At 42.4% G+C, this 17555-nt stretch carries 14 protein-coding genes; all 14 read left to right on the plus strand.

Features of this window, described 5'->3' with window-relative positions:
- The first annotated feature begins 1 nt into the window (after window position 1).
- The 14 genes from EXE10_RS06255 (at window position 2) to EXE10_RS06320 (ending at window position 17334) form a co-directional block, all read left to right on the plus strand.
- A complete protein-coding gene (locus tag EXE10_RS06255; RefSeq protein ID WP_130112752.1) occupies window positions 2-1291 on the plus strand; it encodes a DUF4043 family protein in 1290 nt (429 codons plus the stop codon).
- A gap of 64 nt (window positions 1292-1355) precedes the next feature.
- Window positions 1356-1829 carry a hypothetical protein gene (locus EXE10_RS06260; protein WP_130112753.1) on the plus strand — a complete coding sequence of 158 codons (474 nt, stop codon included), beginning with the start codon at window positions 1356-1358 and terminating at the stop codon, window positions 1827-1829.
- A 71-nt stretch (window positions 1830-1900) separates the two neighbouring features.
- On the plus strand, window positions 1901-2794 hold the full coding sequence (locus EXE10_RS06265) for a RyR domain-containing protein (RefSeq protein WP_130112754.1): 894 nt from the start codon (window positions 1901-1903) through the stop codon (window positions 2792-2794).
- Window positions 2794-3468, plus strand: a complete 675-nt coding sequence (locus EXE10_RS06270; RefSeq protein ID WP_130112755.1) for a DUF6682 family protein — start codon at window positions 2794-2796, stop codon at window positions 3466-3468. The genes EXE10_RS06265 and EXE10_RS06270 overlap by 1 nt, the downstream gene beginning before the upstream one ends.
- 93 nt (window positions 3469-3561) lie before the next feature.
- Window positions 3562-3759, plus strand: a complete 198-nt coding sequence (locus EXE10_RS06275; RefSeq protein WP_061517827.1) for a hypothetical protein — start codon at window positions 3562-3564, stop codon at window positions 3757-3759.
- Window positions 3740-4147: a hypothetical protein gene (locus tag EXE10_RS06280; protein ID WP_130112756.1), complete on the plus strand. Its 408-nt coding sequence runs from the start codon at window positions 3740-3742 to the stop codon at window positions 4145-4147. Before EXE10_RS06275 ends, EXE10_RS06280 begins: the two co-directional genes overlap by 20 nt.
- A gap of 67 nt (window positions 4148-4214) precedes the next feature.
- The gene (locus tag EXE10_RS06285; protein ID WP_130112757.1) at window positions 4215-4541 is read left to right on the plus strand and encodes a hypothetical protein; all 327 of its coding nucleotides are present in this window, start codon (window positions 4215-4217) and stop codon (window positions 4539-4541) included.
- Window positions 4542-4544: 3 nt separating this feature from the next.
- On the plus strand, window positions 4545-5210 hold the full coding sequence (locus EXE10_RS06290; protein WP_130112758.1) for a discoidin domain-containing protein: 666 nt from the start codon (window positions 4545-4547) through the stop codon (window positions 5208-5210).
- Between the two features lie 6 nt (window positions 5211-5216).
- A complete protein-coding gene (locus tag EXE10_RS06295) occupies window positions 5217-9134 on the plus strand; it encodes a hypothetical protein (RefSeq protein WP_130112759.1) in 3918 nt (1305 codons plus the stop codon).
- Window positions 9131-10303, plus strand: coding sequence for a hypothetical protein (locus EXE10_RS06300; RefSeq protein ID WP_130112760.1), 1173 nt, complete (start codon window positions 9131-9133; stop codon window positions 10301-10303). The genes EXE10_RS06295 and EXE10_RS06300 overlap by 4 nt, the downstream gene beginning before the upstream one ends.
- A gap of 29 nt (window positions 10304-10332) precedes the next feature.
- The gene (locus EXE10_RS06305; RefSeq protein ID WP_130112761.1) at window positions 10333-10917 is read left to right on the plus strand and encodes a hypothetical protein; all 585 of its coding nucleotides are present in this window, start codon (window positions 10333-10335) and stop codon (window positions 10915-10917) included.
- Between the two features lie 3 nt (window positions 10918-10920).
- A complete protein-coding gene (locus tag EXE10_RS06310) occupies window positions 10921-13491 on the plus strand; it encodes a hypothetical protein (protein ID WP_130112762.1) in 2571 nt (856 codons plus the stop codon).
- Window positions 13484-14809: a hypothetical protein gene (locus EXE10_RS06315; RefSeq protein ID WP_130112763.1), complete on the plus strand. Its 1326-nt coding sequence runs from the start codon at window positions 13484-13486 to the stop codon at window positions 14807-14809. The genes EXE10_RS06310 and EXE10_RS06315 overlap by 8 nt, the downstream gene beginning before the upstream one ends.
- A gap of 2 nt (window positions 14810-14811) precedes the next feature.
- On the plus strand, window positions 14812-17334 hold the full coding sequence (locus EXE10_RS06320) for a hypothetical protein (protein WP_130112764.1): 2523 nt from the start codon (window positions 14812-14814) through the stop codon (window positions 17332-17334).
- Window positions 17335-17555 lie beyond the last annotated feature (221 nt).

Here is a 17555-nt window from a genome sequence, read left to right on the forward strand (position 1 = left end):
CATGACTACTAAAACTAACGCAAGTTATGGCGATAAGACCAATTTAGTTACCCAAGCGGTAGGTCTGTTCGCTACACACATGAATCGTAACAGCACCTTAAACCTATTGGCTGGGAAAATGCCTAAGGGCGAAGCAGGTGCGGAAGCGACTCTCCGTAAACAAACCACATCCCATATGCCTATTGTTCGTGTTCAGGACTTAGGAAAAGGGCGTGGTGATGAAGTGACATTCCACTTACTAAATCCAGTCGGTGCATATCCAATTATGGGTAGTGCGTATGCTGAAGGTCGTGGTGTGGGGATGTCTTTGAATGAAGATCGCCTACGTGTGAACCAAGCTCGTTTCCCTGTTGATTTGGGTAACGTGATGTCACAGATTCGTAGCCCAGCTGATTTGCGAAAACTTGGTCGTCCAGTCGCTCAGAACTTGATGGATCGCTATTGTGATCAGTCATTACTGGTGCATATGGCTGGTGCACGTGGTTCTCATAACAACATTGAATGGGTTATTCCTAAAGATAATCATAAAAACTTCAATGAAATCATGGTGAACCGTGTTAAAGCACCAACTAAAAACCGTCACTATGTTGTTGATGGTTCTGGTGTGCAGGGCGTTAAAAGCAATGCAGGTGATTTTGATATTGCAACAACTGATCTATTTACTATGGATACAGTTGATTCAATGAAAACTGTTCTGGATCAAATTGCTTTACCACCACCTATTTGTAAGTTTGAAGGTGATGTTGCTGCGGAAGATTCACCATTACGTGTATGGCTTGTATCGCCAGCACAGTACAACAAATTTGCTGCTCAACCAGGTTTCCGTGCTTTCCAATCATCTGCATTTGCACGAGCAAGTCAGGCAAAACAACATCCGCTTTTCTTAGGTGATGTAGGTTTATGGAACGGATTTATTATCCGAAAAATGCCACGTCCAATTCGTTTCTATGCAGGTGACACAATTAAATATTGTGCTTCGCATGACAGTGAAACTGAGTCAGATTTAATCGTGCCATCAAGTTTTGGTAGCAATTTCGCTGTTGACCGTTCAATTATTTTGGGTGGACAAGCAATTGCGGAAGCAATGGCTGCAAGTGATAAGTCTGGTGTGCCTTTCTTCTGGTCTGAAAAAGACCTTGATCATGGCGATAAATGGGAATTATTGATCGGTGCCATTCGTGGTACATCAAAAATCCGTTTCGCTGTTGATACTGGTGAGCGTACAGAATTTACCGACTATGGTGTAACTGTTGTCGATACCGCTGTGCCAATCATTGGTGCTAATCAGTAATTGTTTTGGGTATGTCCAGTTATGGGCATACCTCATCTTATTCTAATCCTTGGAGATTTTTAAAATGGCGACAATTAAGAAGAAGCCTAGTGGTTATGGTCAGTTTGGTGGATTCTCACCATATGGCAATGTTACAGCGTTAGCATTTTTTCTTGCCACGAATGCTTCAGGTGCCGTAATTGATTCAGATACAACTGCTGCAGTAGCAAGTGGTGATGTTATTGATTTAGGTGAACTACCAGAAGGTATGCGTCTTGATGATGCTCAAATCCTGATTAAAACAGGTATGACAGCCACCGTTACAGGTTCACTTGGCTTTAAATATGTTGATGGTGATAGTACAGAAGTACCACAAGATGCAGCATATTTTATCAATGCTGGTGATCTTGCAACGGCAGGTCGATTACGTGCTAATACAGGTAAATTGGTAACCTTACCTAAGGCTGCACGATTGATTTTAACCATTGGTGGTGCAGCGAATGCCAAGGCAAGCGACATCAAGGTTATTGTCAGCGGTGAATTGACAGGTCCTCGTTAATGTTTTGATGGTGTAGGTTTTAGACAGACCTACACCATTCTTTTTATTTTTTAACTTATTACGGTGATAAGATGAAAACGATTGCAATAGCGATGATGTGTCATGCAATTAATGCTGCATATTGCCAATCAATGGGTGATGATAGTCAACCTGCTTGGGATGACACACCAGAATCACTTAAACAAAGTTTGATTGCTGGCGTTGAAATGCATTTGGAAAATCCTGATGCAACACCTGAACAGTCTCATGAGTCTTGGTTTAAGGTCAAAGAAGCTGAGGGCTGGAAGTATGGTGAAGTAAAAGATATAGAGAAAAAAGAACATCCATGTTTTTTACCTTATGAAGAATTACCAGATGAACAAAAGGCAAAGGATTATTTATTCCGCACAACGGTTCATTTGGTTAAGCAATTGCCTGATCCTGAAGATTACTTGGCATTGAGTGCTGAAGTTGTGAATCTACGCCAAAAGGTTGAGCATCAAAAGAATGTCGCAATTAATACAGCGACAATTACCCCAACCAATGTTGTTCAAAAATCTGCTGGTGTATCAATTCAGTATATTGGAAATAAATCTCTATATACCGACCACTTATACGAATCAGCTTTAACCTTTGAACAAGGTCAAGTGCGATCAATTCCAAGTGATTTGGCAACCAAGTTTTTAAAACATCCTGAGTTTACTCGTTATGAGGGTGAGCCTGAATCCATTTCTGGTGAATCTACTGAGCAAGGCTTAGATGATGATACGTCAAGTATTCTCAATCGCTCTAAAGAAAAACAGCAAGAAGAAATTGATAAAGAAAATAAAGTTCTTGATGAAATTGAAACGATTGGAAAAATGACAAAGGCTGGCTTGGTTCAATATGCTTTAGAAAAGTATGAGCAGAAACTTAGCCCACAAAAGAATCTTGATGAATTGAAAGAATCAGTTACTCAAATGATTCATCAATATGGGGTTGTGTAATGCAGCTAAATGACCTGATCAGCCGTTTTCGTACACTGGCCAACGATAAAGTAGAACCATATTTTATTGATGATGCTAGTGTCATTGATTGGCTTAATGATGCCGTAAGTGAAGCGTGTATCCGTGGTCGTTTATTGCATGAATCTCAAAACAATGATGTTTGTAAGATTAATATATTGATTGGTTCATCTCGTTATCAGTTACATGAATCGTTATACGAATTGACTCGAGTGTGGTTCCAGCCAAGCGATGGAACAAAAGGGCAATACTTGACTTTAATGTCAGCTGAATTACTCGATCATTATTATGATGGTGAAAATTGGCGAGTGAAACAGGGTAAACCTGAACAAATTATTCAAGATGATACAGGTGTTCGCCTTGTTCCAATTCCTGATGTAGATGGTGAATTACAATTAGAAGGCTATCGTGTGCCATTGTCACCAATGGAAAATGATACTGATATTCCAGAAATTAACCAAATTCACCATGTTCAATTGATTCAGTGGGTTCTACACCAAGCGTTTAAGGTACCAGATGCAGAATTCTTTGATCCAAATCGGTCAGCATTAGCAGAGCAGGAATTTACAGACTATTTCGGTATTCGTCCTGATAGTGATTTGCGACGCATTACTCGTGAGGATATACCGCATAACGTTATTCCATTCATGCCATGACTTGCTTGTGACATAAGCACCCCTGTAAGGCTAAAGCTTTTCAGGGGTTTTTTACATAATGATCTTACTTATTTTATTTAATCATGCACAAAGATGGGCAAACGTACAATTGATTTAAAGACCGAAGATACGCTTTACATTGGCGGTGCCAAAGTTCAATTGATCAAAAAATCAGGACAATTGGCTCGAATTTGTGTTGAAGCAGATAATCACATTGAAATTAAACATGAGCGCATGAGTGCTTCCGATTCAGCTACGGAGACTCAAGCACATGGCAAACACACTCTATGACTTTGCACGTCAGCGCTTTTTAGAAGCACAGATCAACTGGATGACTGACACAATTAAGGTCATCTTGGTAGATACAGGTGCATATACACCGCAAACATCTGTACACCAATATTTATCTGATATCCCAACATCGGCACGTATTGCAGGTCCGGTCACGCTCACATCAAAAGCAACCACTGGTGGCGCAGCCGATGCTGCTGACTGCACCTTTACATCCGTTACAGGTGCATCCATTGAAGCCATTATTATCTATGCCGATACTGGTGTGGAAGCAACAAGCCCATTGATTGCCTACATTGATACGGCAACAGGATTACCGATCACACCGAACGGCGGTGACATTATTGTGACCTGGGATAACGGCACAAATAAGATATTCAAGGTGTGACACCTGAATTTCTTATCCGTTGATAGCCTCATGTTTATGGGGCTGAACCCATATAAAGGTGATGCTCATGGCGACAAGTGAAGAAGTAAAACAACCGACTACGGAAAAACCACCAACACAAGGCGTTGGTGTGCAAGGGTTCAAGGCTGACGTTTACGCAGCAGATGAAGTCAAGATTAATTGGCCACTACTGATGAAGTTGCCTAAGTTTCAGATGTACTGTGTCGAACTCAGCCGTCGTCAACACGGTGAAGTGGAGTTGTGGATTCAGGGCTTTGTTAAAGACCGAGCGATGGAAGGCGAAAAGGCTTTCTTTCAGGCATATTGTGATTGGCATGATCAAAAAGGCTATTGGAAACAAGAAACGCCTTATGGCGAACTCATCGAGGGATAATCTATGGCTTTAGTAGCACAAGCATACAAATATTATCGTCTGCTATTTAAAGGTTCTTTTGCAACGGATAATAGATATGCTTCATTTGCTGAATTTCGCTTATTTGAAGATGTTGACGCAATTGGAACTAATTTATGTATCGGTGCCATTGCAACTTCAAGCGGTCAATATTCTGCTACTACCGGAGCACCTAGAGGTATTGATGGTGACATAGCCACTTACTATGAAAGTGAAAGCATCTCATTTTCTTCAGGGGGGACGTGTTGGTTTAAAATTGAATTACCGGAAGCAAAGGTAATCCGAAGCTACCACATGATCCCATCGCACTATACCGCTGAGTTTCCGTTAAAATTTGAAATTCAAGGTTCTAATGACAATACCAATTGGGACAAAATTTATGAAAATAATTCAATCCCTGGGACAATTGCATACACACGTACTATTGCTAGTTATGTTGGTGGTATCAGTCGCTTAACCAATGGACAACCGACACAACGTATTCTAATTAATAATTGGCTAACTGGTGCATACATATCGACAGCTACACCTGATCTTAGTGGGAACTGGTTTGCATCTATACCCTATGGAACAGATGTACTTGTAACTCATATTGGCCCTGCGGGTTATAAGCCTGAAAGCGATGGTCCGATTACGCCTTACCTTTGGTAGATTAAGATGTTTTATAAGTCACCGGATTACAATAATTCCGATGTTTCACTCGTGGATGGTTATACACCGCCGACAAGTGAAGTTGAAAAAATACTGAGTAATGAAGGTGACTCTCCCTATGCTGCCAGTCCGTACAATGCTGTCAATGCAACCTTAATAAATAATTATAGCCCACCTTCAAGTGCTAACCATTTAACCATACTCAGCACAGCCGGTGCAGGTGTTCCAAGTACACAATCCCTAGTAGTGCCGTCTGTATTAGATGGTGAAAAGTTTGGTGCTTCAAAAATTATTTTGAAGTATCAGCTTTTAGGGCATCATAACAATGTTCTAGCGATTAGTGAGAAATATCTACAGGCTAACAATTACATACCAAATCTAAATTTACCGGTACAATTGCGTGAATACGGTGACTTTTCATTTGTACCTATGCCTTCGGTACAGCACTTTCACCGAAGGATTCATGCGTTAGGTATTGCAAAAAGTGACGTTTCAGTCCCTCACATTCATAACAATAGCGCAATTGTACGTCCGGCAGGTTTTAATACAGCTATCGTTACTGGTAACACCACGATAGTTAATCGCAACCGACCTTATGAAATCCCTGGTTTTGTTGCGTCACTGTTCGGTGTCACACGTATCTATAACCTGAAACAGTACGTCAGCATGAATGGTCGTGCTGTCGATACTTCACGCTTTGGTGAGCTGCTGCTGCAAGGTGGTATGCGTTTTCTGTATGTGTCGGGCTTTAATGCCAGTATCATCGGCCAGTTAGATGCCCTAAATACCAAAGAAACACGTACAATTTCGCTCAGTGGTCGGGCTATTCAAGCTCCTGAAATCCCATTGCCCAATGTTTCACCACGGATCATCTATGTTCAAACCTTCGTTGCAACACAATTCGGCAATACTATTGTTCAATTCCCTCCACGGCCTAACGGATTTATTGCATCAAGCTATGGTCTAGCCTGGGTATCACATAGCCCTCGTTATCTAACACCTGAACGAATCAACGGATTCATGTCAGGTTTTGCAAAGATAGTGGATAAAGCACAGCGTATCTTTCATGCTGATAGCCCAAAGATCCCTGGTGGTATTTTTGGTGATATTCAAGTCAAAAATACTTTGCGTATTATCAGCGTAAAAGGGAATGATCAATCCTTCTATGGTGACTGGTCGTCGGTTTATTCCAACCTAAGTAATGTCAATGCACTAGGCTTTAATGCCGCACTATTTGGCAATACAGGTATTCGGAATAAAACACCATCTATTGCACCACACCCACTTAATTCAAATATTTTTGGTGGTGGCACCTTTATCAGTGACCGCCATCGCCGCATTAATGCACGTGGTATCGGTTTTTCTGAAAATGAACGCTTTGGCCGACATAAACTGGACAAGGTGCCAGAACTTAACCCACCTTCGATTCTGGCTACACGTTATGGCGATGCAGTCATTAGCAACTGGCGACGACTTGTTTCCCCAGGTGGTATTGATTCATTAAAGTTCAATGCTGATATTACTGTCTGGTTCCGTTACCGAAAACTTTCCCCTGGTGGATTTTCCACGCAGAATTTTGCCACGCCTAAAATTGAACATGGAGTTCGGTTTATACAAGGCCATGGCGTTGAATCTAGTGTTTTTGGAGGTAATAGGGCTTGGTATCGTGTACGAACATTAGCGCCACAGTCTATCTATCGTGAATTTGAAACCAATCATAAGGTTGGTGGCACACAATTTGTTAAGCCTGGTGGCTTTATTGCCACTGTATTTGGACAGCGGATCGTTCCCGAAAATCAGGCTCTTTATCCGTTGGGATTTAATGCAGAACAGTTCTCTGGGCTAAATAAAATTGAGCTGCATACTCGGTGGGTTCGTGCGACAGGCTTTTTAACTTTCGGCATACAAGCCGGTGAGCGTTACGGTACGCCTAAAGTTTGGAATAGCCGACAATATATTGTTCAGGTCTTTGATGTTGCCAGTGGTCTTACTCCTCCTGGTTTTGGTCAATGGACAGTTGTGGCCAACCGTAACCGAGTCATCAAAAGCATAGGTCAGGACAGTTCTCGCTTTGGTTATTCTGCTGCGAATAACAATGCACGACCAGTCTACCCATTTGGTTTGAATAGCAATCTATTTGGTCATGTTTTTATTTCTCATCGAATACGAAAATTAAGCCCTGATTCTATGGAAGCACCGTATCTATCCGGGTGGGGTCGTATTGTAAATGCTGCAGATCAAATTCACATACCTGGTAGCAAGTTCGATATTTTTGGCAAACCATCTGTCGTGAACACTCGACGTGAATACCGATGGGTTGGTGCGTTTGAATCCTTGCAAACCGGTATTCCAATGGTGGCCTTTAGGATTCGCAAATTGTCGATTGAAAGTCGTTATTCTATTGCACCGATCTATATGCCATTACCTAAAGTGGATTTATATACGCGCTATGTGGATACACCTGGTCCAGACTTATCTGCTTTTGGTGGTCCTTCACTGCATATCAAGTGGAATATCATCACGCCAAGGTGGACGCACCGTGATTATTTTGGTGAACCGGCTATCAAAAATCTAACACCTGAATTAAAGCAACGAGGGAATAGTACCGATGTATTTGGTCAAAGTGCTATTCGCTTGCAATGGCGAGCATTCCCGATAGATGGGTTTGTCACCACTTTAATCGGTAAACCTAACATAGCATTTCGTGATCGCTCTATTAGTATCAGTGGCTTTAATGCCAATGCTTTAGGACAAATCAAAGTAACCAAAACCGGTGCGCCACCGTATAGTTTGCAAAATATCAACCTAGATTGGGATGGTGAAGGCTTACCTCCAGATACTTATGAAGGTAAAGGTATTGAGATTCCAAAATATCAGGTTTCTACACCATCACTAAAAACCAATGTGATTTTTGCACAAGGCTTTGTCGCTACTGCTTTTGGTTCTCATCATGCTCAATCCAACGGCATTTTGATGGATTCAGGGATTCAAGAGTTTGCCATAGGTAATCACACCATTATCCTACGTAACCGCACCATCGCTGTGCCTACCCTTGGCGACCTACTCGGCATGGAAAACACTCGACCACGGTTAAGTCCTCACACCATTTATGCGGTGATGGAAGCGACCAGGCAAGCTGAAATCAACCATCCAATAGAAGGGCGCAAGCACTTTGTAAACAGTGACAATGGTTGGCGGCAACCCGGTGAAGTTTTCGGGAGCCTTACAATCGCTTTACTTAACCGAAAAATTGAAGCGTTTGGCGTGAGCTTTTTAGCTATAGGATCACCAATCATAGACTTGCGTCGTCGTTATATCCGTGTCAATTCTTTCTTGTCCTTCCGTATGGGATGGCATGGTGCGTTAGATGGACGACCTCAAGCTATAGAACAATATGAAAGTTTGGTGCAGACACGCTTCGGGGAAACAAAGTTACATATTCCTTATTATGGGCCTCAATACATTCGTCCTAACGGATTTAATGCTGAACGTTTTAGCTCTATCAATGTGGTTGATTATTTCCATCGCCAACTAAAACCTTCGTCCTGGTTGGCCACACAAATGGGCTATAGCCGGTCTGGTGATACGCTATATAAACCACAAAGCCTATGGATTGGAGAACCTAAGCCGACCATACCGAATGGTTTTGCATCCGAAATTTTTGGTAAAACAGGTATCAGCTTACTTGTACGTGATGTTGGTGTTATAGGGTTCGATAGTTTTAGTAGTGAAATGGATATTTCTAACTTAAAAGGGCGGATGAAAGTAACACTGGTGAAAAAACCAGTGGTGATCGAACCTAAAGAAATTAAGGCAGAAGCCTTTGGTATTGCAGCATACGGTGTTCCAAACATTCGCTTAAAAACACATTACATTCGACCTGACGGCAACTCAGATCAATATAGAAAAGGTGCTCCAAAATGAAAAGATTAACACCGTTACGTGGTCTTGATAATGTTTCGGATGATGACAGCATGTCGAGTTTCGGTCGTGAACCGTTCGTTAAGCTGCGTGATGCTGTAAACGTCAACATTAGTTCAAGTGGCCGGGTACAGCTGCGCGAAACAGGTGTCATTGCTACTGAAACGCCATACAAAAATTTATGGGTTAGTCCATTACACGGTGATACCTTTGGCACCTTAAATGGTGAATTGGTCAAAATCAATCCGGTAGACTGGTCACATGAAAACCTAAATATTGAATTGAAAGGAAGTGTGAACTACCTGGTGGTAAATAATTTTATTATTATTTCCGATGCGCTTGCCCTGTATAAATATGACGGTGCAAGTGTGATTAAACTGACAATTGAAACTCCACCGGAACCGATGGCGCGTTTATCTTCTGGATCACTACTGGAAGGAACCTACACTGTTGCAATTGCCTGGTCTAAAGATGGCCGTGAATCAGGATTATCTTCAAGTGTAAGTCTAAATATTGAAGGCGGTATTGAACTGATCTTGCCGTATAACTACAGCGGTAATGCTGACCAGGCCGTGATTTACATGACTGAGCGTAATGGATCGGAACTGTTGAAGGTGGCGACTGTAGCCATTAATACGGTTACATTTACCATTAGCAGCGATAAGGACCTGACACGTGCTGCTCAGTTTCAGCACCTTTCACCGATGCGCCCTGGTAAGTTTTTAAAACTCTGGCGTGGTCGATTGCTGACTGCAGATAAAAATATGCTGTACTTTTCCCAGGCGTTAAACTTCCATTTGTGTGATGAACGCTATGACTATATTGCTTTGCCGCAACGTGTGACCTTTGTGGAGCCGGTTGAATCCGGTATTTGGGTTGGTCAATCTAATAGTGTGGTTTTTTTAAGTGGTTCCGATGTTAGAGATTTGCGCCTGGTGCAGACTGGTGCAAAGGCTCCGGTGCCTGGTACGGCTTTACGTGTCAATAGTGATTTGCTTGGGGAATTATCTGCAGGTTTGGAATCAATATTGTGGTTGGCTGAAAATGGTTACTGCATTGGTACGCCATCTGGAAATCTGATTGAAGCACATGCCAACACATTAAAAGGCATCACCGCGAAAGGTGGACAGTCTGTAAGGTTTGATGATCGAATTGTCACTGTTCTACATTAAGGACTGGTTTAACTAATCCGGTCATGACAATGGAAAATTTAAATAAAGACGCACTGTTAGGTGCATTAGCGCGTGGTGAATATAGCGAAGATGGCAATCAAATCACCTTTAATAAGCTCGGTGGCATCAGTTTTAAGGGTGAATACTTTGATCGTGTCAATGGTGGTGAATGGCAGCGCAATGAAAACCTGGTGGTGAACGAAGGGATTGCACATATCCTGAATGTGGCATTAGGTGCTAAGGCAAAAACTGCGAAATACTACTTGGCTTTATTTAGTGGTAGCACTGCACCTGCACCAACATGGACAGCAGCTAACTTTGCAGCAGTGGCAAGTGAAATTGTTAGTGGTACCGAAGGCTATACCAATGCCACACGTCCTGAATGGGTGCCTGTAGACACCAATGGTAATTCAATTGATAACATGGCAGCTGCAGCACAACTGACGATTGCAACATCAGGAACCTTAACCGTGACAGGTGCTGCACTACTCACCAACTCAACCAAAGGCGGCACCACAGGTACTCTCGTTTCTGCAAGCAAGTATGCGGTAGCGCGTACCTTCCAGAATGGTGACGTTTATGAAATTGGTTATCGCCTAAGCGCAACGGTGTAAAACATGACTAGTCCTATTCCTTATGGGCTGCATGTAATCAGCGGTGAACTCACTGATCAAGATACTGACCGTATCCTTTCAGAGATTCACCGCTTTCTTACTTATAAAGAAGCAGCTCAACTCGAAAACTTAAAGCAGGTTTATGATCTGCCGGATGGTGGTTACTTCATTGTTCAGCATTCCGGTGGTATATTTCGTGTTATTGCAGATAAGCAAGAACCTGAAAAATTAAAATTCATTAATGACGGCTTGGTGAAGCTGTATATCCCAATGTTTTTTAGTGGTGTGATTGAAACACCTATGGTGCGGCTAGGTGAAAAACTTAAACTTAAACTCACCGAAATTTGCCGCAATCGTTTATCGCGCTCACTAGATCGGGCAATTCCCAAAACGATTGAACTAGAACGCTTCAACATTGAACAAAACTACAAGTTCACTGAATTTATATCGCAAGCGAATGCCAATTTCCTGCAAACGCAATACCAGGCGCATAATCCAGGTTGGTATAGCGGCAGTATGGCTAAAATTCACCAGTTTGTCGGTGGGTATGGAAGGCAAGACTTTGACCAGTTACCGGAAGATGAGTTAGAGCGTATCCAATTCAAAATACCTGAAAAACTGTTGGTCGAGTTTGCAGAAAAATATAACAATGTACGACTGCCTGGTTATACCGGTGTACCACCAATCACCGGTGAATTTCAGTATAACTATCGCGCCCATAAAACTGATGCCGTAGCTTTCGATGATCAAAACCGGCCATGGCTAATTCGGGTAGCAGATAAGGTCTATGCTATGCCTTTACCGGTAATCCCTCTGACCGCAGATCCGGCATTTCACACCTATATCGAAGAAGAATACCAAGATGATGAACTTCTTGAAATTCTAGGCACCTTCAAGGCTATGCCAAGTGGAGAATCCTTCCCCGATGATCAGCAGGTGTTTCAGCAGTGGGTACGTGCCGGTGTCATTATTGAAATCTGTGATAACAGCATATTTAGAAATCATATCCCGATGTTTCCGGCATGTGGTTGGTCATTCAATAACCGTGGCAATATCGCCTACAACACAGCTTATAAATACAACAGTATTGGTATTATTGAATGCACCACTTTCCGTCTAAGCCTATCCATGGTGGGTAGCAAACACCACTACGGAACGGAGTCAGTTCAGGTATCAACTGAGTTAAGCGACAGCGAGAGGAACACCCTAAGCCGCTATTTATCCAAACTCAACTCAGCCCTGGGAAATGAAGGTGATTTGGCTAAGGTAATCAAATATAAGTTAAGACACATTAACCAGGCTGAAATCCTGTCACGTGCCAGTATAAATTTTGATGCGAAAATAGAAATTAACTATTGGGATCAGTACAGGTGCAATCCTATCGCCAATCATAGCGGTAAAATCATTGAGCTTTATCGAGGAAACCTATTTCACCCGGCTCGTCCAAAAGCACAGCCACAAATAAAATTTCCATACTATGAAGCAGGCTTGTGCATATCCTTTGACTTTTCACCACTGGAACCTGGACCAACTGCAAATTGTGACACCATCATGTATATCTATTTCGATAATGATTCGGTGAAGGTGGTGAAGTATTTTTATACTGAAAAGGATTTTACCAAGGAAATAGATACCGACTTTGATGCTTATATGACGGTAGGATCCTGGTACATGAATGAAACCGAAGGAAAATCCACAATCGCCGGGCATTTTTATCTGACCGATATTGATGATCGGGATGAAATTGCACCTACCGTAAAACGAACGACGGTAAAAGGCGAAGATAAGGGTTATGACAGCAAGCCCATGTTCTCTTATGATGCTCATTTCTGGCGACCAGGTACCATGTGGAGAAATCGCTACTTTACTCAACTTGTTAAAACTAAAACCACTATCGGAAAACAACTGTCACTGGCCGTACTGGTGCCGATGTTCAATCGGAGCACTGTACTCCATGCCAAAAAAGAATACTCGGCACGAATGGGTGAAAGTGAAAGATTAGAGCTGAATGCGATTGTAGATCCATATAGCTATCGCTATTGGACTCATGACAATATTTTTGCTTGGGCCGGCGGTTTGGAAAAAATGACAGGTACACCGTATCCGGTGAGTGGCAACCCGGTATGGGTAGAGATTGAAAAGTATGACCCACACCCAGGGAATGACTTTGCTAATAGTGGCCCTTGGGTAACCGGACTACCTGCTGACTACACCTGGTTGATTCATCCTAATGCAAATGAGTGGATTCATAGTGGTGGCGGTGGCCCACCAAAAGTAAATACTTACAGTAATAGTGCATGGGCGAATGATGTGCTTTCTGGTGATTTAAAATGGCCAATTGCGGAAAAGATCATTTCTTTGAGTACCAAAAAACCAGATGAACGCTACTTTCTTCCTTCACCTGATGAGTATGGTGAGGGGATGGCGCGTACAAGTAGTAGGGTTTTTCTTGGTCAGTCCGAGTATGTCAATATTAGCGAAACCAATGATGCAGGTTTTTGGAAATACACAGGATATTCCAACCTAGTTAGCCACAGCCGAGCATACCACTTTATCGGGGTGATCAATGAGTAATTATCGTGACGACACACAAGAAACGATTGTGTTGAGCTCAGAAGCATTTGGCAAAGTCACCTCGGGTGATGTGGAAAACTTCAAATTTACTGAAACCATACTCAGCAAGGTTCGACACAATGTAGAAGAAATCATCCGGCTAGGGGATGAGGATTTATCACGCCGTAAAGGACGGTTAGACAGTGAGCTTGGTTTCGCTGATCAGGTAATCCACTCTGTACGCAAATTTCAGCTGATTGAAGAAGCCTTTATCCTGGCTGACCATAGTTTTGTAAAACAATCTGAACTAATCACTGAGGATCTTGGCCTGGGCGAAGTGGAGCAGGTGAGTTATAAGACTGTACACATCGAGCCATTTAAAGTGGCCGATGCACATTTCACCTATAAAACTGCATTCCAAAGTATCAGTGACCGCCTTAAATTAAGCGATAGCCTACATGCCCTATCACGTTCCAGTGATCTGATTGAAGAAAGCCTAGTCCTGTCAGATAGCACACGTGACAAATTAAAAACCCTGATTGTTGAAACTTTAGGACTTGGCCAGGATCTTGAGCAATATAACCAGGTGGTTAGCCGGGTATCAGAAAGTTTTAAACTGCATGATCTAGCTGTACGAATTGTCAGTGACACGATTGAAGATACGATCCGGTTTGGTGATGAGTTTCAAAAATTATCCGATACGGTTGAACTGGTGGTTGAAAGCCTGGTGTTTTCAGATCAGGTATCAGGACAGCGGAAAGTACGAAGCCTGGCAGAATCCAGTTTAAGTTTTTCAGAATCCATTGAAGGCATTAAACGTGCTTCATCTAGTGTGAGCGAGTTGTTATTCCTGGATGATGAATACCACGACGGTAGAGAAATTATCGGAGCATGGACCGCAAAGGCCGATGGTTGGAACATGAGCCGCTATTATGATTTCCCTTATGAAGAATTGATTGTGATTAATGGCCGGCTTTATGGTGTGACAGATACCGGTATTGAAGAACTTAAACAAGGTGCCAGTATAGTCGCTGCACAGATCAAGACAGCAAGATTAGATCTAGGAGATGGTGGCTTAGTCCATCCAGAAAGCATGATCCTGGAATATAGCCTGGACGGTAATTTATCCGTTGATGTTGATACAACACAAAGCGGATACCTTCAAAAGTTTAATTATATTCTACAAAAAGAGCCAAGCGAATATTTAACCAATGGCCGTGTGGTCTTTGGTCGCGGTTTACGTGGCAGACACTTTGAATTTGCAGTCAATATTGAGGGATCTACAGCTTACATTAACGACATGGTTGTGAACATCACTAAAACAAAACGGAGAATTTAAACATGATTATCCCTACACTCAATGTCGTTGATCAGGCGATTTCCGAAGTTCAGGACAAGATGAAATACTTTGAAGGGCGCAGCAATCAGTTACTCGGAGAAATGAGTAATGCCATGACGACGCTATCTAGTGTTACGGTTGAACCGGTGGGTAATGCACCAGAATTGCCACGTCCTGAGAATGCGCAATTTCCAACTATAGATATGCCAGATACGCCTGAATTAAATGTGACTGTACCTACACCACATTTATTAGATTTGGATATTGAAAAGCCGGCTGCACTTACATCTCCTGAAATTCCTAGTCTTGAGATCAATTTGCCTGATGCACCGATCATGCAGAATGAGATTGAGATTCCATCAGAGCTTACCAATTTTGCTTTACCTGAAATCGATACCAATATTGAAATCGGCACACTGCCACAACTCAGTTTAAGTGGACTTGACGTTGCACGAAACACAGTCAATATTGATGTTTCAGAGCTTTTAGGCGGCCTGGATTTATCTGATCTGAATTTACCCGAAGCACCTGAAAACCCAATCTTAAACTTTCCAACATTGCCAAGCCTGGGTAGTTTTGATTTGCCAGTGCGACCAGATATTGATATTGGCAGTGTAGAAATCCCTGACGCACCTGAAATTGTGTTGCCTGAAATTGGAGAGCTTCAAGCGATTACATTACCAATATATGAGCCAGAATCCTTACCGGTATTTGATGAATTGCCACCTGAATTTAGTGTAGAGCTACCTAGCGATATTGATAGCATTATGCACCAGGCCCAGGCAATTGCCGCAACGGACTATCAAAGTTACAACAAGGACAGCGCAATTCAGCCTTTAGTCGCTGAAATTCGTGCCTGGATGAATGGCACTGCTACCGGTACCGGCTTACCTTCAGAGATTGAAAATTCACTTTTCAATCGTGCACGTGAACGCAATAGTCGTGAAACCGAACGCGCAGTACAAGAGGTGATTGATCAGTGGGCCAGTCGCGGTTATAGCTTGCCACAGGGGTCCACCCAAAAGCAGATCGATGCCATCCGGGATGATGCACGTTTAAAAGCTGCGGATCTGAACCGTGACATTATGATCCAGTCTTTTGAAAAGCAGCTTGAACATATCCGATTTTTGACAGAACAAGGCATTGCCCTGGAACGATTAAAACAGGACCTATGGCTTGCCTATGTTAGCAATGTGATGGATGCAGCCAAGTTCCAAGTCGAGAGTAAACTTAGTCTATTCAATGCACAAATCTCGATTTTTAATGCACGTAATGATGCATTTAAATCCATGATTGACGTATATAAAACCAAGATTGAAGGCACCATTGCCAAGATCACCGCGTTTCGTTCCCAGGTCGATGCACAAGTGGCCATTGGCCAGATCAACCAACAGACCGTTGAAATCTTCAAGGCTAAGATCGATGCGGTTATGTCGAATGTGGATGTGTATAAAGCACTGATCCAAGGTGCAACTGCACGTGCTGACCTAGTGAAAAGTCACTTTGATGCCTATAAAACCGAAGTGCAAGCATACAGTGAGCAGGTCGGTGCAGAACGGATCAAGGTTGAAATGTTTGATTCACAGATCAAGGCCGAAGGTACCAAGGTTCAAGCCTATGAATCAATGGCACGTACTTATGCCACCACTATCGAAGGTCTTTCATCTAAAGCAAATATTAAGATGAAAGAAGGTGATATGAAGCTGGAAGCGGCACGTGTAAGAATTGCAGAGTTTCAGGCCAATACAGAATCGTATCGTGCATCAATGGATGCGCAGTCGAAGAAATTGCAGTTTGAAACAGAAGCATACACGGCTAATCTGGAAGCTATGAAGTCTCAGATTCAGCTTTCAATTGAAAAGATGAATACGCAAAGCAATATTGTGGAATCTAATTCACGTACACGAATCGCCTTAGCGGATGCCTTATCTAAGTATGCTGAAATGAAAATCCGTGTCGGTATTGCTAATTCGGATACCTTGTCACGCTTTGCTGATATGCGCTCACGTACTGCAATCGCCGTATCAGAAGCACATTCGCGTTATGCAGATCTGGCGTTAAGGACAACGATTGCCAATAGTGATATTTATAACCGCTATATTGAATCTCGTACACGTGTTGCCTTGGCCAATGCTGATACCCAGGCCAAATATGCTGACTTAAATTTGCGTACAAATCTGGCCTATGCAGATACTCAATCCAAATTTGCTGATATGAAAATGCGTACAGGCATCGCCAATGCAGAAACACAGGCGCGTTATGCTGATATGAATATTCGGACTAACTTGGCATATGCTGAAATGCAGATCAAAAAATATGAAGTTGATCTCAGCCATGCCATCAAGAAAGCCGAACTTGCAGCGGAAAGCATGAAAGGCATTGCACAGTTTAATGCTCAGATGGCCGCAGGTGCCATGTCAGCCATGCACGTATCTGCACAAATCAGCGGTAGTGGTTCAAGTTCAATTGGCTACAGTGCAACCGAATCTAAGGGTGAGAATAAAAACCATAACTATAGCTACTAACCAAAAATTAAGCTGCCTGTATGGCAGTGAAATGATATTCATATTTGAATATGTGTCATGTACTTTCTAAGCTACCTCTACGGCAGTAATTGAAATTTTAATTACCAAGATTTAGGTTTTCAATTACTGTTTGTATTTTATATTTCTTTAAATCCCCCTCTAAGGTTAGACTAAAAATCCTTTAAATCACAACATACATGGCATATATATGGGAGTTTGTC

Source organism: Acinetobacter sp. WCHAc060033 (genome assembly GCF_004209125.1).
Taxonomy (GTDB): domain Bacteria; phylum Pseudomonadota; class Gammaproteobacteria; order Pseudomonadales; family Moraxellaceae; genus Acinetobacter; species Acinetobacter wuhouensis.

Excerpts from the sequence above, each read along its gene's own strand:
- EXE10_RS06255 (WP_130112752.1), top strand. The coding sequence starts at position 2 with ATGACTACTAAAACTAACGCAAGTTATGGCGATAAGACCAATTTAGTT.
- EXE10_RS06260 (WP_130112753.1), top strand. The coding sequence starts at position 1,356 with ATGGCGACAATTAAGAAGAAGCCTAGTGGTTATGGTCAGTTTGGTGGA.
- EXE10_RS06265 (WP_130112754.1), top strand. The coding sequence starts at position 1,901 with ATGAAAACGATTGCAATAGCGATGATGTGTCATGCAATTAATGCTGCA.
- EXE10_RS06270 (WP_130112755.1), top strand. The coding sequence starts at position 2,794 with ATGCAGCTAAATGACCTGATCAGCCGTTTTCGTACACTGGCCAACGAT.
- EXE10_RS06275 (WP_061517827.1), top strand. The coding sequence starts at position 3,562 with ATGGGCAAACGTACAATTGATTTAAAGACCGAAGATACGCTTTACATT.
- EXE10_RS06280 (WP_130112756.1), top strand. The coding sequence starts at position 3,740 with ATGGCAAACACACTCTATGACTTTGCACGTCAGCGCTTTTTAGAAGCA.
- EXE10_RS06285 (WP_130112757.1), top strand. The coding sequence starts at position 4,215 with ATGGCGACAAGTGAAGAAGTAAAACAACCGACTACGGAAAAACCACCA.
- EXE10_RS06290 (WP_130112758.1), top strand. The coding sequence starts at position 4,545 with ATGGCTTTAGTAGCACAAGCATACAAATATTATCGTCTGCTATTTAAA.
- EXE10_RS06295 (WP_130112759.1), top strand. The coding sequence starts at position 5,217 with ATGTTTTATAAGTCACCGGATTACAATAATTCCGATGTTTCACTCGTG.
- EXE10_RS06300 (WP_130112760.1), top strand. The coding sequence starts at position 9,131 with ATGAAAAGATTAACACCGTTACGTGGTCTTGATAATGTTTCGGATGAT.
- EXE10_RS06305 (WP_130112761.1), top strand. The coding sequence starts at position 10,333 with ATGGAAAATTTAAATAAAGACGCACTGTTAGGTGCATTAGCGCGTGGT.
- EXE10_RS06310 (WP_130112762.1), top strand. The coding sequence starts at position 10,921 with ATGACTAGTCCTATTCCTTATGGGCTGCATGTAATCAGCGGTGAACTC.
- EXE10_RS06315 (WP_130112763.1), top strand. The coding sequence starts at position 13,484 with ATGAGTAATTATCGTGACGACACACAAGAAACGATTGTGTTGAGCTCA.
- EXE10_RS06320 (WP_130112764.1), top strand. The coding sequence starts at position 14,812 with ATGATTATCCCTACACTCAATGTCGTTGATCAGGCGATTTCCGAAGTT.